The sequence below is a fragment of the Serratia sp. 25CWL12 genome (assembly GCF_055790885.1).
Genome location: NZ_CM147698.1, coordinates 2,103,504 through 2,125,943, shown reverse-complemented (window position 1 = coordinate 2,125,943; position 22,440 = coordinate 2,103,504). Strand labels below are relative to the sequence as shown.

General features: G+C 48.0%; 20 protein-coding genes, 1 tRNA gene and 1 pseudogene. 16 read left to right on the top strand and 6 right to left on the bottom strand.

All coding sequences use genetic code 11. The features are described 5' to 3' along the window. Positions 1-311: 311 nt before the first annotated feature. Positions 312-401, bottom strand: a tRNA-Ser gene (locus ACX9GV_RS09305). Positions 402-491: 90 nt separating this feature from the next. Between ACX9GV_RS09305 and ACX9GV_RS09300 the strand changes: the two genes are divergently transcribed. The 8 genes and pseudogenes from ACX9GV_RS09300 (at position 492) to allS (ending at position 9,839) form a co-directional block, all read left to right on the top strand. Further along, positions 492-632: a hypothetical protein gene (locus ACX9GV_RS09300; protein ID WP_473197838.1), complete on the top strand. Its 141-nt coding sequence runs from the start codon at positions 492-494 to the stop codon at positions 630-632. Positions 633-860: 228 nt separating this feature from the next. Continuing rightward, on the top strand, positions 861-1,922 hold the full coding sequence (locus ACX9GV_RS09295; protein WP_473197837.1) for an SEL1-like repeat protein: 1,062 nt from the start codon (positions 861-863) through the stop codon (positions 1,920-1,922). A gap of 617 nt (positions 1,923-2,539) precedes the next feature. Further along, positions 2,540-4,084, top strand: coding sequence for an acyl-CoA synthetase FdrA (gene fdrA, locus ACX9GV_RS09290; RefSeq protein WP_473197836.1), 1,545 nt, complete (start codon positions 2,540-2,542; stop codon positions 4,082-4,084). Beyond that, positions 4,084-5,492, top strand: a pseudogene (locus ACX9GV_RS09285) (YlbE family protein). The gene fdrA and the pseudogene ACX9GV_RS09285 overlap by 1 nt, the downstream one beginning before the upstream one ends. Positions 5,493-5,567: 75 nt before the next feature. Beyond that, complete coding sequence (locus tag ACX9GV_RS09280; RefSeq protein ID WP_023489924.1) at positions 5,568-6,266, top strand: DUF5058 family protein; 699 nt, start codon at positions 5,568-5,570, stop codon at positions 6,264-6,266. 133 nt (positions 6,267-6,399) lie between these two features. Beyond that, on the top strand, positions 6,400-7,077 hold the full coding sequence (locus tag ACX9GV_RS09275; protein ID WP_023489925.1) for a hypothetical protein: 678 nt from the start codon (positions 6,400-6,402) through the stop codon (positions 7,075-7,077). A 270-nt stretch (positions 7,078-7,347) separates the two neighbouring features. Further along, on the top strand, positions 7,348-8,670 hold the full coding sequence (locus ACX9GV_RS09270) for an MFS transporter (RefSeq protein ID WP_473197835.1): 1,323 nt from the start codon (positions 7,348-7,350) through the stop codon (positions 8,668-8,670). 206 nt (positions 8,671-8,876) lie between these two features. Next, a complete protein-coding gene (gene allS / locus ACX9GV_RS09265) occupies positions 8,877-9,839 on the top strand; it encodes an HTH-type transcriptional activator AllS (protein ID WP_473197834.1) in 963 nt (320 codons plus the stop codon). Between the two features lie 62 nt (positions 9,840-9,901). Here allS and ACX9GV_RS09260 read toward each other — a convergent pair whose 3' ends face one another. Then, positions 9,902-10,087 (bottom strand): SymE family type I addiction module toxin, encoded by a 186-nt coding sequence (locus tag ACX9GV_RS09260; RefSeq protein WP_072011631.1) that lies wholly within the window; start codon positions 10,085-10,087, stop codon positions 9,902-9,904. A 181-nt stretch (positions 10,088-10,268) separates the two neighbouring features. Here ACX9GV_RS09260 and ACX9GV_RS09255 point away from each other — a divergent pair, with 181 nt between their 5' ends. The 3 genes from ACX9GV_RS09255 to ACX9GV_RS09245 all read left to right on the top strand — a co-directional run bounded on the left by ACX9GV_RS09255 (position 10,269) and on the right by ACX9GV_RS09245 (position 13,449). Continuing rightward, entirely contained in the window at positions 10,269-11,429 is a 1,161-nt protein-coding gene (locus ACX9GV_RS09255; protein ID WP_473197833.1) for a glycosyltransferase family 9 protein, read from the top strand. A 652-nt stretch (positions 11,430-12,081) separates the two neighbouring features. Beyond that, positions 12,082-12,819 (top strand): PHP domain-containing protein, encoded by a 738-nt coding sequence (locus ACX9GV_RS09250; protein ID WP_473197832.1) that lies wholly within the window; start codon positions 12,082-12,084, stop codon positions 12,817-12,819. Between the two features lie 42 nt (positions 12,820-12,861). Beyond that, on the top strand, positions 12,862-13,449 hold the full coding sequence (locus tag ACX9GV_RS09245; protein ID WP_023490786.1) for a TorD/DmsD family molecular chaperone: 588 nt from the start codon (positions 12,862-12,864) through the stop codon (positions 13,447-13,449). A 99-nt stretch (positions 13,450-13,548) separates the two neighbouring features. Here the strand turns inward: ACX9GV_RS09245 and ACX9GV_RS09240 are convergent, their stop codons facing one another. Beyond that, on the bottom strand, positions 13,549-14,532 hold the full coding sequence (locus ACX9GV_RS09240) for a DUF4424 family protein (RefSeq protein ID WP_473197831.1): 984 nt from the start codon (positions 14,530-14,532) through the stop codon (positions 13,549-13,551). 138 nt (positions 14,533-14,670) lie between these two features. Here ACX9GV_RS09240 and ACX9GV_RS09235 point away from each other — a divergent pair, with 138 nt between their 5' ends. Then, entirely contained in the window at positions 14,671-15,699 is a 1,029-nt protein-coding gene (locus tag ACX9GV_RS09235) for a DUF4431 domain-containing protein (RefSeq protein WP_473197830.1), read from the top strand. A 111-nt stretch (positions 15,700-15,810) separates the two neighbouring features. Here the strand turns inward: ACX9GV_RS09235 and ACX9GV_RS09230 are convergent, their stop codons facing one another. The 3 genes from ACX9GV_RS09230 to mdtH all read right to left on the bottom strand — a co-directional run bounded on the left by ACX9GV_RS09230 (position 15,811) and on the right by mdtH (position 18,441). Beyond that, positions 15,811-16,374: a lipoprotein gene (locus ACX9GV_RS09230; RefSeq protein ID WP_473197829.1), complete on the bottom strand. Its 564-nt coding sequence runs from the start codon at positions 16,372-16,374 to the stop codon at positions 15,811-15,813. Positions 16,375-16,435: 61 nt separating this feature from the next. Beyond that, on the bottom strand, positions 16,436-17,083 hold the full coding sequence (gene grxB / locus ACX9GV_RS09225) for a glutaredoxin 2 (RefSeq protein ID WP_473197828.1): 648 nt from the start codon (positions 17,081-17,083) through the stop codon (positions 16,436-16,438). Between the two features lie 152 nt (positions 17,084-17,235). Then, entirely contained in the window at positions 17,236-18,441 is a 1,206-nt protein-coding gene (gene mdtH / locus ACX9GV_RS09220) for a multidrug efflux MFS transporter MdtH (RefSeq protein ID WP_473197827.1), read from the bottom strand. A 158-nt stretch (positions 18,442-18,599) separates the two neighbouring features. Here mdtH and rimJ point away from each other — a divergent pair, with 158 nt between their 5' ends. The 4 genes from rimJ to murJ all read left to right on the top strand — a co-directional run bounded on the left by rimJ (position 18,600) and on the right by murJ (position 22,419). Further along, a complete protein-coding gene (gene rimJ / locus ACX9GV_RS09215) occupies positions 18,600-19,184 on the top strand; it encodes a ribosomal protein S5-alanine N-acetyltransferase (RefSeq protein WP_473198011.1) in 585 nt (194 codons plus the stop codon). An 8-nt stretch (positions 19,185-19,192) separates the two neighbouring features. After that, a complete protein-coding gene (locus tag ACX9GV_RS09210) occupies positions 19,193-19,837 on the top strand; it encodes a YceH family protein (protein WP_473197826.1) in 645 nt (214 codons plus the stop codon). Beyond that, positions 19,830-20,747, top strand: coding sequence for a Gfo/Idh/MocA family protein (locus ACX9GV_RS09205; protein WP_473197825.1), 918 nt, complete (start codon positions 19,830-19,832; stop codon positions 20,745-20,747). The genes ACX9GV_RS09210 and ACX9GV_RS09205 overlap by 8 nt, the downstream gene beginning before the upstream one ends. A 133-nt stretch (positions 20,748-20,880) precedes the next feature. Beyond that, the gene (murJ, locus tag ACX9GV_RS09200; protein ID WP_473197824.1) at positions 20,881-22,419 is read left to right on the top strand and encodes a murein biosynthesis integral membrane protein MurJ; all 1,539 of its coding nucleotides are present in this window, start codon (positions 20,881-20,883) and stop codon (positions 22,417-22,419) included. Positions 22,420-22,440 lie beyond the last annotated feature (21 nt).

The following is a 22,440-nucleotide window of genomic DNA, read 5'->3' as shown; positions in this document are numbered from 1 at the left end:
CAGCACTTGAAAAAGCACCAGCATTAAGCTTAATACTTGTCAGTTAAGCTTTTGAAGAGGCTGCAGCGGATAACGTTGCAGCTTCTTTTTTTACTGCTCTTGGATCATGCCGCTGCCGACAAGTAGCTAGCACCAAGGCAGGTTGAAGAACCAGTACTGTAGGGGATTCGTTGGCAGTATCAGCAGGTGTGTTTATTAGGCACGAGTCCAACATGGGACAAGGAAAAGTAACTGAAGGCAAAAGCCTCTCAGTGTGGGGGAATATAAAAGCAAAAAAGCCTGAACGTGAATTCAGGCTTTCTCTCTTAATTTGGCGGTGAGAGAGGGGTTCGAACCCTCGATACACTTTCGCGTATACACACTTTCCAGGCGTGCTCCTTCAGCCACTCAGACACCTCACCGTTTTTGTTGCACAACACTGTGTGCAACGGGGCGGTACTATAGGGAGACTCGGCTAAGCGGTCAAGAATATTTTTATAGTTTTAGCTCAGATGGCTAAGCTGTGGTCGCTTTGCTGCAAAGTCAGTCAATGTTTCACCTTCAAGCTGGGTAAAAGTGTGGCCAATAACCTGAGCTACTTCAACGATTACAGTGATACTGGCGTGATGTGGGGGGCCAAGTACAACTTCTAACAGGTTTAGCCCGACCCTAAACTCCTCTACCACGATTCGCTGGTAGGGAGTTTTTTGCTATATAGACCACGGTTAATTAAATGATATTGCGAAAGCCAAGGGGCGAGCCGTATCATGGATAGGATAATAGTTTGTGGATAGCGGCTTTGTCCTTCGTCATTTGCGGAGATCACTCAATAACCTGCCAGTTTTTCATACATGATAACGGTTCACCTTGAAGGGGAGTTTATGCTTACTGTTTTGCGTCGAGTTGTAGCAGCAGGAATGCTGTGCGTTTTATTTATTTCATCGGCAATGGCGGATTTTGATCGTGGTATGACCGCCTTCAAAAAAAAAGATTATTCGGAAGCCTTAAATCAATGGTTACCGCTGGCCCAACGTGGGGATGCCAAAGTGCAATTTTTGGTTGGCACCATGTATGCCAATGGAGAAGGGACAGAAAAAGATGAAAAACAAGCGGTATATTGGTTTCGCAAAGCGGCAGAACAGAATAATGCCAAAGCTCAGGTGGTACTTGGCGCACTCTACTTGAATGGAAAAGGGGTAGAGAAAGATAGTGCCCAGGCCGTGATGTGGTTTGGTAAGTCAGCAGAACAAGGGGTGAGTGATGCACAGTATCTGCTGGGTCTTTGCTATTTTCGTGGTCTAGGGGTGACAAAAAATACTGAACAGGCGGCTGTTTGGTTTGAAAAAGCGGCCCAGCAGGGAAATGCCGGGGCACAATTTCATTTAGGCCTTTTATACGCAACAGGGCAAGGCGTAGCAAAAGATGATAAACAGGCTGTCGCTTGGTATCGTAAGGCGGCGGAAAAGGGGAACATTGATGCCCAGAACAACCTTGGCGCCATGTATGAACAAGGTCAAGGTGTCGAAAAAAATCTGTCGCAAGCAGTGAAATGGTATCGTAAGGCAGCCGAACAAGGGGCTGCTGGTGCACAATATAACTTGGGTGTCATGTATGCCCACGGCATTGGGGTTAAACAAGATGAACAGCAAGCGGTGCAATGGTACCGCAAAGCAGCAGAGCAAGGTGATGCGCGTTCTCAATACAATCTCGGCGTGATGTATAACAAAGGCGAAGGAGTAGCTCAAGATATTGCGGTGTCTATTGAATGGTTTCGCAAAGCGGTAGAACAAGGTGATGCGGGCGCGCAATACGCACTAGGCCTCATGTATGAACAGGGCTTGGGAGTCGAACAAGATAAAGCACGAGCAGATATATTGTATCGTAAGGCCGCAGAACAAGGCCAGGTAGAAGCTAAACGCAAGCTTGAGATGCTCGCTCAATAACAGTCATTTCTGTTGAACCAGAATGTGGCGGTGAGGGAGGGCTTGATTCATAGACTCCCTCACCGCCGGTCAGGATTTACCGCCTACAAGCCACTCGAATAATTTAGAGAATTCCCCAAAAGGCTATTCTTATTTTGTAAGTGATCTAGGTCTAATTTATCAACTATTAAATATAATAAATTGAACTTTAATTATCCGTAAGGACTTAAATATAAATTAAAGTTTGATTCAGATCACTATTATTTATTGATGTAGATCATTATTAAGTTTTTTCTAATAGTATTTTAGATTAACTCATGCGTCGATTGAATGTGAATTGCTGTGAGTTTAATATACACCATATGGTTAATTTTAATCTGCAGTACTGCAACGGTATATAAACCATCAGTTAATTGGTGAGTTAAACTTATTGTTTAAACTAAAGCCATTAAATGACATAAGGTATAACCATGCCATTTTAATTGCTAACTTATGATAATAGACGCATTGAGTAATAGGTAAGCCTTGCTTGGCATGTATTTGATTATTTATTTATGCAGATAACGATAATTTATATATAACTTATCGGAAATATTATCAACGCGTTACGGTTTGTGTGTTCATTAGGAGAAATTAAGTTGAAGATATTCTGTTTAATAAAAAAGAACACCTATTTTGACTCTGTCACCCTGATGGGAATAACTAAGCGTCTGGCTAGCCTGGAAGGTGTGCTGAATCTCTCTGTCAGTATGGGGTGTGATCTCAACAAGGCTCTGCTACGGGACAGCGGAATGAGCACGCCAGAGGCTGAGGCAGCAACGCCAAATGATCTTATCATTTCATTTAGCCTGGAAAATGAAGATAACGCCACCCAGGCATTTGAATCTATTGAAAAAGGGTTGGTGAAGCGCAGCAACGGTGTTGCCAGTAAGAGTAAACCCGTTGGTATCAAATCTGCCTTGAATGCATCCCCAGACGCAAACATGGTGGTCATCTCCCTGCCTGGTGAGTATGCGGTGCTGGAAGCGAAGAAGGCGTTGCAACACGACCTGCACGTGATGATGTTCAGTGATAACGTCAGTATTGAAGATGAATTGATGCTGAAATCCCTGGCCCATGAAAAGGGTCTGCTGATGATGGGCCCCGACTGTGGCACCGCCATCATCAACCAGAAGGCACTCTGCTTTGCTAATGTGGTCAATCAGGGGCGTGTTGGGGTGATTGGCGCATCCGGTACCGGTACACAGGAAATCACCGTGTTGCTGGACCAGTACGGCTATGGCATTAGTCAGGTTATCGGCACTGGCGGGCGTGATCTCTCCAAGAGCATCAATGCCGTTATGATGTGCGATGCGCTGCAAGCATTAGCGCAAGATCCAGAGACTGACCTCATCGTGCTGGTCTCCAAGCCACCTGAAGTTTCTGTGGCCGAGAAGGTGAGTAATCTAGCCAAACAGGTCGGTAAACCGGTCGTGGTCTGCTTCCTGAACGAAGGTGTAAGCCGTGCCGCTGATGCCAACCTGCATTTTGCTAATACGTTGGAAGAGGGCGCACAGAAGGCAGTTGCTTTGTTGAATGCTAGCGGCAGGGTTGAACCGGTAGCAGTGGATACAGCGTTGGCTGCAGAACTGAGCAAACGGTTAGATGCCAACCAGAAATATCTGCGTGGAGTCTTCTGTGGCGGCACACTCACCGATGAAGCTCGTATCATCTTCAAGAATCAGTGCCCTGGCTTACCTTGCTACAGCAACGTTGCCAAGAAACAGCAAGAGAAGCTGGCCAATCCGCATGAGAGCGTGAAAAACAGCTTTGTGGATATGGGGGATGATGCCTTCACCGTTGGTAAGCCTCATCCGATGATCGATCCTACCCTGCGTAATCTGCGGCTTGTCCAGGAAGCTGCTGACCCGCAAACCGCAGTCATACTGTTCGATGTAGTGCTGGGCTTTGGTTCAAACGAAGATCCGGCTGGCGTCACGCTGGAAGGCATCGAGGCGGCCAAGAAGGTGGCTCAGCAGCAGGGACGAGAAGTGATTTTCGTCGGCTATGTGCTGGGAACAGACAAGGATCCGCAAATCATGAAACTGCAAATGCAAAAGCTTGAGTCCGCTGGGGTGATTCTAGGTAAGAACAACGCTCATGCCGCACGTATCGCCGCCGAAATCATCAGAGGAATTCAGTAATGAGTAAAATTAATTCCCTTTTCAATAGCGAGTTAAAAACTATCAATTTCGGTGCCGAGAATTTCAACAATGAGTTGCTCTCCCAGAGCGTCGACAGTGTTCAGGTTGAGTGGCGGCCGCCAGCGGGGGGAACAAGGTATTGTTGGCAGCCTTGACCAAGCTCGATAGTGAAGAGATCACCCAAGCAAACCAGAAGGCCATTGACCTCTTTATGGAAGCGGCTCCCTTCCTGGTGGATTATCAGCAAGCCAAGGATGTCATCCCCGGTATGACGCCTTACACCATACTGCACGCAGGGCCACCTATTACTTGGCAACGCATGTGCGGCCCGATGCAGGGCGCAGTGATTGGTGCGCTGATCCTCGAAGGTCTGGCGGCTGATCAACAGCAAGCTGAAGCGCTTGCCGCTTCCGGCAAAATCAAGTTTGCACCTTGCCATGAGCATAACGCCGTTGGCGCGATGGCCGGGGTCATTTCCTACTCCATGGTGGTGCAAGTCTTCAAGAACAAGACCCACGGCAACTACGCTTATTGCCCAGTACCAGAAGGCATGGGCGGCAAGGTGATGCGCTATGGTGCCTTCGGCCCTGAGGTGATCGAGCGCTTGAAGTGGATGCGTTCTGAATTCCGTGAAGTCATGCACCTGGCGCTCTCCCAGAGCGAAGGCATCGACACTAAGTCACTGCAATTCCAGGCACTGCACATGGGGGATGAAGGGCATAACCGTAACAAGGCCGGTACCAGTCTGTTTTTACGGGCACTGTTTCCCTTGCTGTTGAAAACGGGGCTGCCTCACGAGCGTTTGCAACCGGTGGTCGATTTTATTAACGGCAATGATGGCTACTTCCTGAGTATCAGTATGCCTTCCTCCAAGGTGTGTCTGGATGTCGCTCACGGCGTCGAGAAAAGTACCATGGTGACCGCCCTGGCCCGTAACGGCGTGGATTTCGGTATCCGTGTTTCCGGCCTCAAGGATGAGTGGTTCACGGGGCCGGCTCAGATGGTCAAGGCGCTCTACTTCCCCGGGTATGGCGACGATGATGCCAACCCAGATATGGGGGATTCTGCGATCACTGAGACCGCTGGCATTGGGGGGTTTGCCTTAAGCGGTGCCCCCGCTATTGTCCAACTGGTGGGGGGAACTGCCGCTGATGGCATCGAAATCTCTAAGAAAATGTATGAAATTACGCTGTTCGAGAATATGAACTTCTCTCAACCCGTGCTCGATTTTCGTGGTTCGCCCACCGGTATCGACATTCGCAAGGTCGTAGAGACAGGCATTCTGCCGATCATCACCACCGGTAGCGTACACAAGAAGGCTGGAGAGGGGCAGATCGGGGCGGGTATCACTAATCCACCTATCGATTGCTTCGAGAAGGCGCTGCTGCGTTGTGCAGAAGTGTTCTGATTTCAACTTATTCCATTTTGTCTGCGGCCCGCATAACGGTCCGCGACAAAATGATCAGTTATAAGGAAGTGTCAAATGAATGAAATCATTAACAGCCCGCTGCTATGGCTGCTCTGTAGTATCACTATTATGGTCGTTGTAGGACAGGGCTATGCCTACTACAAGCTGGCACGCAAGAATGCCAAGCTGCTCGGAATGTCAGATGAAATTTGTGCCAAGTCCTTCAAGGTAGGGATGGTCACTGCCGTTGGCCCGGCACTGGGTATCCTGATCGTACTGGTGGGCATGATGGCGGTACTGGGGGGGCCGATAACCTGGATGCGTCTATCTATTATCGTTTCGGCCACCAATGAGATGGCTGCCGCCAAGTTTGGTGCGGACGCCGCAGGTGTCACTTTCGGAGGGGTTGATTTCACCGTTGTGGTGCTGTTTGTCGCCTGGTTTGGTATGGCTCTGAATGGTATGGGTTCGATGTTATCCGCCGTTTTCTTCGCCGGTCATCTGGAGAAGATTCGCACCAAGGTGGTCAACAAAAACCCCAAGATCCTGGCGTTGGTCAGCGGTGCCGCGATGTGTGCCATCTACGGTAACCTGAGCTCTGGCACTATTATTCATGGCGGTGGCAACGTCGGTGCCTGGTTGGTTGCGGGTATTGCCACCTATGTGCTCTATGTGATTTCCCAACGGGTGGAGAAGTTGAAGGAATATAGCCTGGGGATAGCCATGCTAGTCGGTACCATTGCTGGGGCTATTGTCCAATCCATTGTCGGATAACCTGGCTACCAGGAAGATTTAATCGTATTGGAGCCAATAGAATCGATGATTTATGGCTCGACATAACATATCAACCCTCGATGATCGGCATGAGTTAACCGATTAGCGAATAGATTGATCAGGATGCAAAATTATGGACAACACAAATTACGTTCAACAGTGGGTCAATCCGGTCCACAAAATTGGCCGGGTTACTCTGCTAACGGCCTGTGTGACGACCACTTTTCCGATACTCTATCTCTACCTGGTTCACGGTATTTTCCCACCCGTGGACTGGTTGTGGAATGATGTGTTGCTGATTGTGGCGTCCTTCGGCTTTATCTGGCTGATCGAACCCATCAGTTTTTACCCCGCACTGGGTCTGTCGGGCACATATCTCGCCTTTTTGACCGGCAATATAGGCACAACCAAGTTACCCGCTGCCGCCATTGCCCAGGATTTGGCCAAGGTTGAGCCAGGCTCTCGCGAGGCAGAAGTGGTGTCGACACTCGCGATTATCGGCGCGACAACCACGACGACGGCATTTATCTGTGTCGGCGTAATATGCGGCTCTTTCCTGTTGTCTGTATTGCCTGGCCCGGCGGTAGATGCGCTCAAGTCTTACACGGTTCCGGCGGTTTTCGGTGCCTTGATGGTCACTTTCGCTATTAAGTATCCGAAAGTGATCCCGGTTGCCATCGGTGTGCCTTTGCTGCTTAAATTATTTGCTGCAAATGTGATCCCGGGCTACTGGCATATTATTTTTGCGATAGTGGCAACGGTAGCAGCAGCTTTTGTTCTCTATCGTAGCGATATAAAGCAACCAACCTGATAGCGATTATTTTTTGATGAGATACGCTCCGATTTAAATCTGGGTGTTCTCATTAAAATCATTAACCAAAACGGTTAAAACTGGAGAGCGGTTAAATATCTTGGCAATAAATACTCATATTTAAAACCCGGTTAAATAAATTGAGATGACAATAAAGCGGTACAGTAGTGAGTAATTGTATAATTTGGCTTAACGATGCGCTGTGAGAATTTTATAAAAAATTAAACATTACTCATGAGTGACATTTATTTCACATGAAAGGATAGTGAGATGGCAGAGGCTAAAAATAGCGGTGAGTCTAAAAAGCAATCTTCACTTCTGCGGGTGACTTTGGCGAGCCTTGCTGGAACGACACTCGAATTTTATGACCATTTCATTTATGGCACGGCCGCCGCCTTGGTTTTTCCAGCGGTCTTTTTTTCCCAGGTATCGACAGAACTCGCGCTGCTGATGTCGCTGGTAACTTATGGCATCGCCTTTGTGACCAGACCTTTAGGCGCGGTTATCTTTGGTCATTTTGGCGATCGTTTTAGCCGAAAGAACATGCTGGTGTTGGCGCTATTACTGATGGGAGGGGCAACCTTTCTGATCGGCTGCCTTCCTGACTATGGAACGGCAGGGATATGGGGGGCTGTCGGCCTTTGCCTGTTACGCTTGTTACAGGGTTTGGCTCTTGGCGGCGAGTGGGGGGGCGCGGCGCTGATGGTGAATGAGTTTGCAGCAGGGAGTAAGGTGCGCGCCTTTTTAGGTAGCATGGTACAACTTGCTTCGCCCATTGGTTTTTTGATTGCCAGCGGTGTATTCGCCGTTATCAATGCAGTTTTACCGCCCGAGGATTTTATCGCTTGGGGCTGGCGTATTCCTTTTCTTGCTAGCGGCCTGCTGGTGGCTATCGGCTTTTATGTTCGCCGATCCATCGATGAATCACCGGAATTTGTGGCGAACAAGCAAGTTTTGCAACAGCGCAAGAGCATTCCCATTATTGATATCTGCAGGAATCATTGGCGAACATTATTACTGGCAATCGGCTCACGTATCGGCAGTGACATTGCTTTTTATGTCTTTGCGCTCTTCTTGCTGGTTTATCTGCCATTTATCGGCATGGATAAGCAGATTGCTCTCAATGCCAGTATCGCAGCCTCTATCGGCCAGGCCATCGGTATCCCGGTATTCGGTTATCTGGCGGATAAATTCACTACCCGCGCTGTTATCTCTTGTGGAGCCTTAGCCAATATTGCTTGGGGATTTATCTTTTTCATGCTGGTTGATATGCGGGATCCGACTATCATCGTGCTTACCGCCTTTGTCGCCCTCTTTTTACTGGCTGCAATGTGGGCACCACTTGCGGCACACATGCCCGCTATGTTCCCGGTCCACGTGCGTTTCACCGGGGCAGGTCTCGGGTTTCAGACTGCGGGTATTTTTGGCGGCGCACTGGCCCCTTCAATCTGCCTCTATCTCATCCATCAATACCACAGCAGTTTGCCCGTTTCTATTTACCTTGGCGCTGCACTGGCATTAGCGTTTGTGTGTGTGGTGATGACAAAACCTGCAATGACTGACGTAACCGAATCTACAGGTAAGGAATCATAATTAAATTATTCAGTTACTCAATATGACCCGATCAATCGGGGGTGAATAAGCAAGTTGCAGAGAAAGATACGTATTTATCACCTGGGTCATGCGTAGCACCATTGCATCATCGTACTAAGATCTGCCTATAAAGATTAAACTAATGCGTTGATAATCATGCTAGAATTTCCTTTGTGTCGGGCCGTCCTGGATCGGTGGACTTAACCATGTTCGATCTCAAACAGAAATCTAATATTGACCTCGAAGAGCTACGTACCTTTGTGACGGTAGCTCAGCTAAAAAGTTTTTCGGCAGCCGCTGAGGTTCTGCATCGATCGACTGCCGCTATCAGCTACCGAATCAAGACGATAGAAGCCAATATGGACACGGTGCTTATAGAACGCACCACGCGTAAATTAAAGCTCACGCCCTCAGGTGAGATGCTGTTTGAGAAAGCCACCCAGATACTGGAATGGTTACAGACCATGCCGGACTCCCTTAAACAGGTTAATGACGGTATTGAACCGAACTTCAAGTTGGTCTTCAACAACCTTATTTATGATTCCAACGCCGCCAGCTACCTCCTAGCGCATTTAAACCAACGTTTTCCCTTTACTGTCTTCAAGTTAGAGATGGCCGTTTTTATGGGGGTATGGGATCAGATGCAGTACAACGATGGCCAGCTGGCGATAGGGGCACCAGGTTTTCATGCGATGAGTGATGATTTTCAGAGTAGGGCGATGGGCGTTATCAATTGGCTCTGCGTAGCCGCGCCGGATCACCGGCTGCTTGCAGCTGCGGAACCCATTACCCAACAAGAATTGCGGCACTATCCGGTGGTAAACATAGAAGACAGTTCCAATCGGTTACAGAAACGAGCCCCTTGGCGACTGGCCGGCCAGCAGGAACTTTTGGTGCCAGACATGGCAACCAAGATCACCTGCCATGAGATCGGGCTCGGTATCGGTTTTCTGCCTGCGGTTATTGCGCATGAAGAGATTGCCAAAGGGCGGCTGGCAGAGCTTAATCTGGCGTGGGTAGGCCGTAAACCTTCCCCTCTTTCATTGGTGTGGCGCACCAGTAGTGCAGGGAAAATCACCGAATATCTGTTGCAACTTTTTGACGCAAAGGATCCCTTGGTCACCCCTTTCATGCGTTTGCTTGATAATTCAGACCCCTCTGGTGATTGAGGACATGGATATTTCAGCAAATCTGCTGTTGTTACACTGCAGATAACACTGCTCGGACAACGTTAATTCGGGGATCGGCTCAGGGGCCCCTCCGTGGTGGTGGTTGTGCGGATAATCAGTTGGCCCTGTTCCGCAATAATGCTCACGGGTTGACCCTTGTTAAACCCCAGCGCTTCCAGCCATCGGCCCTTGATGGTCAGTTGCGGTAACGGGGTCGGCCTGCCACCGTTGGGGCGGTAGCCTACAATACTCTTACGGGCTTGGGATCTGTGGGATTTTGATTTATTATGTCAATATATCGGATTACCATTCGGTAAGATATACATATGCAGCATTGTCATGATCACCTATATCGATAAGTAGTGAGTTAGTTAAACATTTATCTCAACTTATAGATGAACGTCTTTTTCAAGGAAAATGGAGTGTGTTGTGAGTAAGAATTTGGAGATTTCTATTTCAACGGGTCGATTCAGAAAATTAAGGGAGTGGAATAGGAAAAAGAATTATTATCTGAAAGAGGTAAGGCTTAATATTAAGATATATTTTGCTAAGATTCTCTGGGATAAGCGTAGAAAAGAGGTGTTTGATATCAAGTCTGTCAAAACGATACTACTCCTGCGCAATGAAGGAACAATTGGTGATGTGGTGATTTCTACTCCACTTGTAAAGGGTCTTTATGAGGCTGGTTATACGGTTGATTTATTACTTACTAAATCAAGTAGTGTAGCGATAAAACACAACCCCTATGTTAGAGATGTCTACGAGGCAGATGATTGTAATAATGCGGTTTTTCTAAAAAGCTTTAAGCATACCGTTGCTGATTCGACAATTAATAAATTGAATAAAAATAATTATGATCTTATTATTGATCTGTGTTTATTCGATACGCCAGTACATCGGATGATGCTTTTTCGGGATGTAAATGCAAAGTTTGTCCTTGGGTTTAACAAATGGAGTTGTATTAATCACTACAGTTATTCCATTGCATTTGAAAATGGTAAAGAACATGTGACACAAGCAATTTCTCTAGTTGCTAATCACATGGGGATTAAATTTACAAGCAGTCAAGCCTATGATTTACACATCCCTGACGCTATTGTTAACGAAGTAAAGAGTTACCTTAACGTTTGGGATGATAGAGTGAAGATTATTATTAATGCTTTTACGGGAAGTTCAGAGAGAAATTTCTCCCAAGAGCAGCTATCAAATATCATTGATATGCTTAACAAAAAATCAAGTAATATCAATATTATTATTCTTGATCATCGGAAGGAACTCACTATATCACTTCCTGACAATGTTATAACAAACCCTTTTATGTCATTACATCATGTCATGGCTTTAATTAGTGAAGCTGATTTTATCATATCTCCAGACACATCCATTGTACATATATCAGCCGCGTGGGGAAAACCACTAATTTCCGTTTACAAAGATGTTGTCGATAATAATGACTTGTGGGCGCCAGGTTATGAAAATGCAAGTCAGATAATTGTTCATAATAGAAAAATATCTAATGTGGATGAGGTTCCTAACCTTATATTGCACGAGATAAACCGAAGAGGTTTTCTCGGGGGGGTTAGAGCGTAAATCAGATATGCGACTCAGTTGTAATTTATATTTATGCCGTGTCGCATTGAATCATATAAATAGAGACTAATGCCTGGCTTGCAAGCTAAATAAGCGGAAAGGCGCTTATTTAGAAACAGGATCTCGCCTACTGAAAATATTAAGGTAAGTTGAAAGTATGGTAGGGGATTCGTTGGCTGTATGACCACACAGGACAAGACAAAACAACAGAAGGCAAAATTTAATGGCATACCGAGAAACCGACGTTATCAAAATACTGGGGCTGTAATATAGCGCTGAGAGAGGGCTTGATTCACGGGGCTCACTCTTCGGGCGGCTTGCGGCCGTCCCAAATGGCAGGCCATTTTGTCGAACCCCGATACACTTGCGTGTATACACACTTTCCAGGCGTGATCATTCAGCTACTCAGACACCTCACCGGATAGTTAACAGCAAAGGTTGCTAGTGCTGATGGGCTAATGCAGAAAAATCTTCAGCCACCGTCAATAGAGCTACCAGATACGGTGCTTACAAGAACGGCTGTTCAAATAAGATTATTGTTGCTTAGACGCATTGTTGCACTGTGGTTGCCAACGTTAACTGGTATGATAGCCCCGTCGCCATGCACGTTGCCGCGGTTGGACACCCTACCGGTAGCAAAGAAGGAGAAATAATGTACCCCGTTGATTTACATATGCATACTGTTGCCAGTACCCATGCCTACAGCACCCTGAGTGACTATATTACTGAGGCAAAACGCAAAGGTATCAAGCTGTTTGCTATTACAGACCATGGGCCTGATATGGCTGATGCCCCGCATTATTGGCATTTTATGAATATGCGAGTATGGCCGCGCCTGGTGGATGGTGTTGGTATTTTACGTGGTATCGAGGCCAATATTAAAAATTTGGCCGGGGATATTGATTGTACTGGCCCGATGCTGGATGAGGTTGATCTGATTATTGCCGGATTTCATGAGCCGGTATTTCCCCCACAAGATAAAGCCGCTAACACTGAGGCGCTGATTGCTGCCATGGCTCAGGGGAACGTACATATTATTAGCCATCCGGGTAACCCCAAATACGCCATTGATATTCCTTTGGTTGCAGCCGCAGCGGCAAAATATCAGGTGGCACTTGAGTTGAATAACTCGTCGTTTAGCCATTCCCGTAAGGGGAGTGAAGATAATTGCCGGGCTATTGCGGCGGCAGTGCGTGATGCAGGCGGCTGGCTAGCGTTAGGGTCTGATTCCCATGTGGCGTTTACCCTTGGGGATTTTGAGCATTGCGAACGTATCATTGATGCTGTCAATTTCCCGCAGGAGCGAATACTCAATGTGTCCCCGCGCCGTCTGTTGAATTTTCTGGAACAACGCGGAAAACCAGTAATAGCAGAATTAAGTAGTCTGTGACGTTGTCACGTAAAAATTTTGGTCTGAGAATAGGATTTGCCGATGAATGAGTTTTCCGTTGTTTGCCGGGTGTTGGGCTCGCTGTTTTATCGTCAGCCGCAAGACCCCTTGTTGCAACCACTGTTTACCCTGATAACAGAAGGAAAGTTGCAACAGAATTGGCCGCTGGAACAGGATGAGTTATTAGCTCGTTTACAACAGCATGCCAATGATCCTCTACTAACTGCGGATTTTAATGCCCTGTTTGTTGGTAGTGAATGTGCCGTTTCCCCATTCCGCTCGGCTTATGTTGCCGATGCCAGTGAAATGGAGGTCCGCCAGTTCCTGCAACAGCGTGGGATGCCATTAGGTGATGCCCCTGCTGATCACTTTGGTTTGCTGCTGTTGGCCGCTTCCTGGCTGGAAGATCAATCGCAGGAAGATGAAGTACAGGCACAAATTACCCTGTTTGATCAGTTTCTGTTGCCATGGTGTGGTCGTTTTCTTGGCAAGGTTGAAGCCCATGCCACCAGCGGTTTTTATCGCACGCTGGCGCTAATGACTCGCGATGCTATCACTGCAATGCGTGATGAGTTGGCGGAGTATGAGCAACAAGAGCAACAAGACAGCGAGCCTGACGAAACAGAGTGAGTCGATGTATTAGGGGGGGCAGAGACCCCATATTTCTAAGTGCAGGATAAAAGCCGGTGTTTTATCCTGCATCTTGTATCAGCGCGATTAGCGGCGCTTTTATTTACCCCACGGGTTTGAATAGAAGGTGATACTCAGGTCGTTTTCCGGTTTGAAGTTCTGTTGCTTAAACTCCAGCGTGAGTGGGTCAACCTGTGTCAGTGGGTGTTTAAAACAGGTGACGACCACATCATCAGGCGCATTTTTATGGATGCGCAGGGTAAAGTCCTCAATAACCCCATTTCGCCAGTTAGCACCGGTTGTCAGGATATAGTCCAGTTGCTCCCAGTCCACATCGATATAATCACTATCGCTATTTTGTTTGGGAATGGTCGCGGTAAGTTTTTTTAACTGCTCAAGGTTTGTGCGGCTTAAGCACTTATTCCCTTCATTGTCTTTGGTGCCATCACCTAGAATCCACTTGTAACTTGTTGGTACGCCTGTGGACACACTGGGGGTGTAACTGTGCTGAATAATAACCTCTTTCCCTGCGGGGAAGGCTTGCTGCCAAAGGAATAATTGCTGCAGAGTAAAACGAGGGTAGTCATGGTCAAACCATTCAGCGGGGAGTTGCGGCAGCTTCTCGTCATCTCTGTAAATAAAACCATCATCATAGCGTAATGTCTGGCGTAATTTTGGAATTGTCCAGCCTGTCTGTAGCATTTTCTCGGTAATATCTTCAGTTTGCCCGGTCTGTTTATCATGCAGTGTAACCACCCAACGGGATTCCGTTTCCACCGATTTACCATTTACACTGAGCTTAAAGTTACTGATACCAGCGGCGCGATCTTCCCCCCGATTTTGGGTGATTTCTGGCATAGGGAATGTCATGGGTACTACAACATCCTGTTGGCCGTGGTTAACGAATAGATAATCGACGTTGATGCGATTCGGACTGATAGTGAGCCGTTCTTTCGCCATGCTGATATCACTTTGTTTCATCAGCTTAATTGAACCGTTAACATCACCCCATGCACTATCATTGGCCTGGGCGAAGCTGCATAAGAGTAGCAACAGGAAAAGAAAACCTTGCCTTGCTTGCATATAAAAATGATTCCAGTTAAGTAGCAGGGCATTTATCATAGCGAGAAAACAGCTGTTCTTCGAGGGGGGTAAGGGATGCGTTATTGCTTAGTTTTGTTATTACTACTCTGCGCTCATAGTTATGCGGGCGTGGGAGATATGGAACCGCTGAAGAAAGATAGCTTTATTCGTCAGAACATCGCTCAGGATCTGCGTAAAGAACTTAATTTGGCTGATACCCTGTTTTATATTAAGCAGATTTCAAATAAGGGCAATGTTGCCTATTTTTGCGGGCTGTTAAAGGACCCAAGTAATCAATTTCTGGCGGGCAAAAATAACCAATATCATGTTTATGATCGCATTCTGATCCGTACAGACAAGGGTTGGATGAGTGCGGTTAACTTGGATAGTGATGTGGCAACACCAGAACAGGCGCACTGTTTCTATGATAACGGTACTGTGTTGCAACGGCAGACGGTGCAGAACAAGGTGGAAGCGCAGGGGCGCAAGAACATATGCCAGCCAGTTAATAAAGACGATCCATTACGGACTCAGATTTTGGATGGTTTACGTGACAGCTATATTGGTGACGTCAATACTTTAACGCTCAATACTTCGTCCCCAGCAGTGAAATTTGTGGTGACCGAACTCTGTGCCAGCGAAAATTACGCGCGTTTCGTTGGTAAAGCGAACGGAGATACTCCCAGCCCCTATCGTGCTGGTAGAGGTGAGATTGACGTTATTTTGCAAAAAACAGATAAAGGAACCTGGCGTACCGTACCAGAAAATGTAGTCTGGACGCAGCAATCGACAGTTAATTGGCCGCAGTATTACAACTGGATTTCAGCGGAAATATTGGCAGATACCGCTAACAACTTAAGGCAACGTTGTGTGCAGGCAGGGGATACGCTCAGGTTGAGTGGTCTGTTGCGTAAACAAGGCACCGGCGGTGATGCCTACTGGGTGATTGCCTTGGACCACCCACTGGCTTGTGTTCGTGATGCCGATGTTGCCCAGCCTGACTGGAATACGCAGATGCAGTTGATGCTTAGCGCAGAGGAACGAGCAGCATTCACTGCGTTGCTTGGCAAGAAAGTGGTGGTTGGCGGCGATATTTCATTAGCACTGAGTTCCGCTCATCATACGCCGTTAGTGCTGAACAACATTTTCCGTATCACTGCACAGTAGATCAGAGCGTTCTGTACAGTCCATTTGACCTCCTGGCAAGGAGGTCAAATGGGTGAATTACTGGCAAATCAGCCAATTTCTAACCGCATAACCCGGGGGCTGCTACGCATTTTAATCAGTTAACGGGATCACCAACTGACCTGACTTCACTTCCAACCCCTTGGCAAATTTACGTGCTAATTCTTGGACTTTGCTGTCCTGCGTGTTCAGCACAAACACCGGTTGCAGATCGAAATAAGCTTTCAGCGATTGATTCAAGTAGGGTATCAACGCTTTTACCACGGTATCGATTTTTTCTGGCTGAACTTTGTAATCCACTAACTCCAACTCTTTAAGAAAAATGGCGCCTTTCTCACGGTCATAAACCGGTTGTGCTTTTAATGTCAGTTGCAACTCAGCGGTCTGTGGCCCAAGAATCGAACTAATGTCGACCTTGGCATTGCCGGTCAGGGTGACTTTACCCGGTTCAGTGCGGCCAATTTGGCTTTGTAATTGCGTAAGAACAATATTGGCGTCGACGACACCGGGGATGCCGATCTGTTTTTGATAATTATTGTGTTTCTGCAGGTAATCATTCACTTCCTGTTCACTGACAGTGTATTGAGTCAGGGGAGTACAACCGGCAAGGACACCGGTAAATATCAGGGCAACGACACCCATCAGGATCTTTTTCATTCATGCCTCATAAAGCGGTTAACAGAATTGCTCTGGGTTAAGAGAGTGATAGCCTAGAAGTCTATTGCTCCATATCAAATAACAGTGGGATGTCACTACGTTGTGCCATACGGTTACGGTAGGCTTCGACGTTATTGGGCAGGGTGACACCGGCCACAATCGACAGTGAGCGTAGCAGTGGGAAGAGATGGATATCGTCTGCTGAAAGTGTGCCATTCACCGCATCTGGGGAGTGGATCAGTGGCGAAAGCTGTTGCAGTGCCTCTTCCAGTTGCACAATATAATCGGCGCTATCAGCCAGTAGCGTAGTAAAATCCCCTGCAAAAGCCTGTTTCTTTTCGGTAAAGTAGTGGCGAGCGCTGTCAGTAGCAAACTCTTCAAAATCAGCATTGGCAATGCGGGGGAAGAGTAACTTACCGCTAAAACTGCTTGTCTGTTTTAACCATTCACTGATTGCAGGGTTGGTTTCTCCGGTCAGAAGCGGTTTGCCATCCAGATTATCGACATAATGAACGATATCCATGCTTTCTGGCATATAACTGCCATCGTCTTTTTGCAGGATCGGTACCATTTTTTGGCCGATCATGCTGATTGGTGTATGTTCATCATCATTAAGTAAGGTGACCAGCCGCACTGGCAGATTTTTCAGGCCAAAAATCATGCGTGCTTTAACGCAGAATGGGCAGTGATCGTAGATAAACAGTTTCATATTAGCTCCCATAATCAGGCTTGAGGGTGATATCCCCGTTATCATTGGAATTGCAGAGGGGCTCAGTGGTGAGCGTTACTCTGTTGTCGTCTCGCTAAAATTCGCATGAGCGCGGGTATAATCTCTATTGCTGGTTTAATCTTTTTGGGGCATCAGCCACCACGTAGTACCGCAGGCGCCGCCGTGCGGGGATTAAACTGCCAGTATAGGGCAAATAAGGTGATAAAGCCTACTAGTCCTAACAGGAACCAAGGTAATTCCGGCCTACCCAAGGCGTGACCTGTATCGTATATCCAGCCACCACCGGTATAACCTAATGCCCCACCCAAGGCCAGCCCTAAGCGACTAAAGCCCATATAACTGCCGCGCGCTCGGTGATCAGCCAATGCGGCATTTAATGTTTCCCGGGCCGGTTCTGAAATGATGGTTCCTAAATAAAAACAGCAAATCAAGGTAAAAAGCACCTGTAGGCTATTCACAAAACCGATAGGTAACAGGCTGACGGTCATTATCAGCAAACCTGCCATCAGACGCTGTTCCAAACGGAAACGTTTTTCGCTCCAGCGTGCCAATGGGTAAAGCAATGAGAGAGATAGCACCGCTTCAATGGCATACATCCATTTAACCGCAGAGGCTGAACCAGCCACCTCATTCACAATAATCGGTAACATCAGCATCACTTGAACGCCCAGAATATAATAGCCGGTGAGTGTCAGCACATAGATAACGAAACGGCGATCACGCACTACCCGCATCATGCCTTCTTTCATCGGCGCGCGGATGCTGGAAATACGATAGGCGGGCAGTAACCAAGCATTCCAACCGGCAGTCAGCATGAAAATACCGGCACCGGTCCAGCAGACAAAATGGAAGTCATATTGTAAAAGCCAACTACCGATTAACGCGCCGACGACTGCACCGGCACTATCTTGCATCATCAGAAGTGAATAGAAACGACTACGTTCATGTGGCCGAGTGAGCTTGACGACCAGCGCGGTACGGGGGGGATCGAACAGAGTGCCACCAAGCGCGGAAAGGGCGCAGGACAACCACAATATCCATGGTTGATCCGCCATGGCCATGGTGGCAAAGCCCGCCGCGCGGAGCAACATGCCGGTGACAATCATCGGTTTGGCTCCAAAACGGTCAGCAATGGCCCCACCAAAGATGCCCAAGCCTTGCTGGATCAACTGGCGCAGACCCAGCGCCGCCCCAACCACCACCGCAGCCCAGCCGAGTTGGTCGACAAAACGAATGGAAATCAGCGGGAAGACCACAAAAACGCCTAAAACCACTAACAGATTATTTAACAGTAAGAAATACTTACCAAAGCTCCGAGCTTGTGATACCAGGGACATGCTTCACCACGGCAATATAATAAGTGAAAAGAAGGGAATAAAGACCTGCCGTTTATACTCTACTTAATGGGAGAAGACCGCTAGAGGGCAGGGAAAATATTTTTTTATCAATAATAATTATATACTCTAAAAAAACTGTTTTGACTGCAGGGGATATGATGTTTGGCTATCGTTCAGCATCACCGAAAGTGCGCTTAACCACCGATCGGCTGGTAGTTCGTTTAGTTTACGAAAGAGATGCCCACCGCCTGGCAGAGTATTATGCCGAAAACCGTGCATTCCTCAAACCGTGGGAACCGACACGGGATGAGAGTCATTGCTATCCCTCCGGTTGGCAGGTTCGGCTGGAGATGATCACTGAGATGCAAAAACAGGGTGCGGCTTACTATTTTATTTTGCTCGACCCTGATGAACATGAAGTCTATGGCGTGGCTAATTTCAGCAATGTCCTGCGTGGTTCATTTCATGCCTGTTTTCTGGGTTATTCTCTGGGCGCAAAATGGCAGGGGCAAGGGTTGATGTATGAAGCGTTGCAGTCTGCTATTCGCTATATGCAACGGCAGCAGCGGATGCATCGCATTATGGCGAACTATATGCCCCACAATCAACGCAGCGGTGCCTTGTTGGCTCGGTTAGGTTTTGAGCGTGAGGGTTATGCCAAGGACTACCTATTAATTGACGGACAGTGGCAAGATCATGTCCTGACCGCGTTGACCCATAAAGAGTGGTTATCACCAAGCTGAGGCCGTAAATGAAATATGAATTAAATGGTAAAGAAGCCAGAGTCATTGGTTGCCTACTGGAGAAGCAGGTGACCACGCCCGAACAGTATCCGCTTTCCTTAAATGCCATTACCCTGGCCTGTAACCAGAAAACTAACCGCGAGCCGGTGATGGAGTTGGCGGAAAACGAGGTACAGCAAATTCTCGATTTACTGCTGAGAAAACATTTCCTGCGTACGTTGAGTGGCTTCGGTAACCGGGTGGTCAAATATGAGCAGCGTTTTTGCAATTCAGAGTTTGGTCAACTGAAGTTATCACCGGCGGAATTGGCCGTGATCACCACTTTACTACTGCGTGGCGCACAGACGCCCGGTGAATTACGTACCCGTACCAACCGCATGTATGAGTTCGGTGATGTGAGTGAGGTGGAAGCGGTTTTGCAGCAATTGACTGCCCGTGACGATGGTCCGTTTGTGGTACGTTTACCCCGTGAACCGGGTAAACGGGAAAGCCGATTTATGCATCTTTTCAGCGGGGAGATCGAGGCAGCCCCAGCAGAAGAAACCACGCCGATTAATGGCTCGCTGGCAGAACGGGTGGCGGTGTTGGAAGCCAACGTGGCGGAATTAAAGCAACAATTGCAGCAACTCCTGACCCGGGGGGAGCATGAGTAAATTACGCATCGGCGTGGTTGGGTTGGGGGGGATTGCGCAAAAAGCCTATCTGCCCTTGCTTAGCCGGGCTGCAGAGTGGCAACTGGTGGGCGGTTTCTCACCCAACCAGCAGAGAGCACAGCAAGTTTGCGATAGTTACCGTATGCACTGTTTTCCACGGCTTGATAGCTTGGCGCAACAGTGTGATGCGGTCTTTGTACATAGCAGCACCGCCAGCCATTTTCAGGTTGTAGGGGAATTACTTAAATCCGGGGTCCATGTTTATGTTGATAAACCGTTGGCTGAAACCTTGGCGCAAAGTGAGCAACTGATCGAGCTGGCAAACAAACAGGGCAAGGCGTTGATGGTCGGTTTTAATCGCCGTTTTGCCCCCTTGTATCGCCAATTAAAACAGCAAATGCAGCATCCAGCGTCAATTCGTATGGATAAGCACCGGGCAGATAGTGTCGGGCCAAAGGATCTCTGTTTCACACTATTAGACGATTATTTGCATGTGGTGGATACGGCAATCTGGCTAGCCGGTGGTTCAGCCAATTTGCTCAGTGGTTGCTTGCGGGCTAATGATGCCGGGCAAATGTGCTATGCCGAGCACCACTTTTCTGCTGGTGAAACCCTAATCACCACCAGTATGCACCGTAAGGCGGGAAGTCAGCGTGAGAGGGTGCAAGCGGTGACGGAAGGCGCAGTCTATCAAGTGGATGAGATGCGCCAATGGTCGCGTGAAGACCGACAAGGCATTGTTGAGCAACCGGTACCTGGCTGGCAAACCCTTTTGGCCCAGCGCGGCTTTGAAGGGGCGGTGCAGCACTTTATTCAGGCAGTGAGTAACCAGACCGCGCCGGAAACCAGCGGTGAACAGGCCATTTACGCGCAACAGGTGATCGAAAAAATGCTTGGTGATGTGAGGTAACTTTGCCGTGATATTTACCGTGATAGATGGTAGTAGCTATTACCTTGTTCCCCCCGTAGACTACTGTTATTCCACTGACGCCTGCCAATGCAGGCGTTGACATTTATCCGTCAGACTCAATTAGAAAAACCGCATGAATCTACTTAAATCACTGGCAGCCGTTAGCTCGATGACGATGTTTTCGCGGGTGCTAGGTTTTATACGTGACGCCATTGTGGCACGTATTTTTGGCGCAGGGATGGCCACGGATGCATTTTTTGTGGCATTCAAATTGCCTAATCTGTTACGCCGTATTTTTGCCGAGGGGGCATTCTCTCAAGCGTTTGTTCCTATTTTGGCCGAATACAAGAGTCAACAAGGGGAAGAGGCCACCCGTACCTTTGTGGCCTATGTGGCTGGTTTGTTGACTTTGGTGTTGGCGCTGGTGACCTTGCTTGGTATGTTGGCGGCCCCTTGGGTGATTTATATTACCGCCCCGGGGTTTACCGATACGCCAGATAAATTTGCGTTGACATCGTCCCTGCTGCGCATCACCTTTCCTTATATTCTCTTGATTTCGCTGGCTTCTTTGGTAGGGGCTATTCTTAATACCTGGAACCGGTTTTCGATTCCGGCTTTTGCCCCCACGCTGTTAAATGTCAGCATGATCGGTTTTGCCCTGTTTGCCGCACCCTATTTTCACCCGCCGGTGATGGCGCTGGCTTGGGCGGTGGTGGTGGGGGGCATACTGCAACTGGGCTACCAATTACCGCATTTGAAAAAAATCGGCATGTTGGTGCTGCCACGGTTGAAGTTGAATGATGCGGGGGTATGGCGGGTGATGCGCCTGATGGGGCCGGCGATCCTCGGCGTCTCCGCCAGCCAGATTTCTTTAATTATCAATACTATCTTTGCCTCGTTCCTGGTTTCGGGTTCGGTATCCTGGATGTATTATGCGGACCGCCTGATGGAGTTCCCCTCTGGGGTGCTGGGGGTAGCGCTAGGCACGATTTTGCTGCCGTCATTGGCCAAAAGCTTTTCCAGTGGCAATCATGAAGAATATAACCGCCTGATGGATTGGGGTTTGCGTTTATGTTTTGTACTGGCGCTGCCAAGTGCCATTGCTCTGGGTATTCTGGCTAAACCGCTGATCGCCTCTCTGTTCCAATATGGCAAATTTACCGATTTTGATACGCTGATGACTCAACGTGCCTTGGTGGCCTATTCGGTGGGGTTGATGGGGTTGATTGTGGTTAAAGTGTTGGCTCCAGGGTTTTACTCAAGGCAAGACATTAAAACCCCGGTGAAGATTGCCATTATTACCTTGATTATGACCCAGGTGATGAACCTGATGTTTATTGGGCCGTTAAAGCATGCTGGGCTTTCATTGTCGATTGGTCTGGCGGCCTGTTTGAATGCGTCACTGCTTTACTGGCAGTTGCGTAAGCAGCAGATCTTTCAGCCGCAACCCGGGTGGGGAATATTTCTCGTTAAACTGATCATCGCAGTATTGGTGATGTCGGCGGTGCTGCTAGGGGTAATGTGGCTGATGCCTGACTGGTCTCAGGGGCAAATGCCAATACGCTTGTTACGTTTATCGCTGGTGGTGGTGGCGGGTATTGTTGCCTACTTTGCAACTTTGGGCCTGTTAGGTTTCCGACCAAGAGATTTTTCGCGCCGGGTAGCACAGTAATGGGGTTCTACGCCGGAAGCC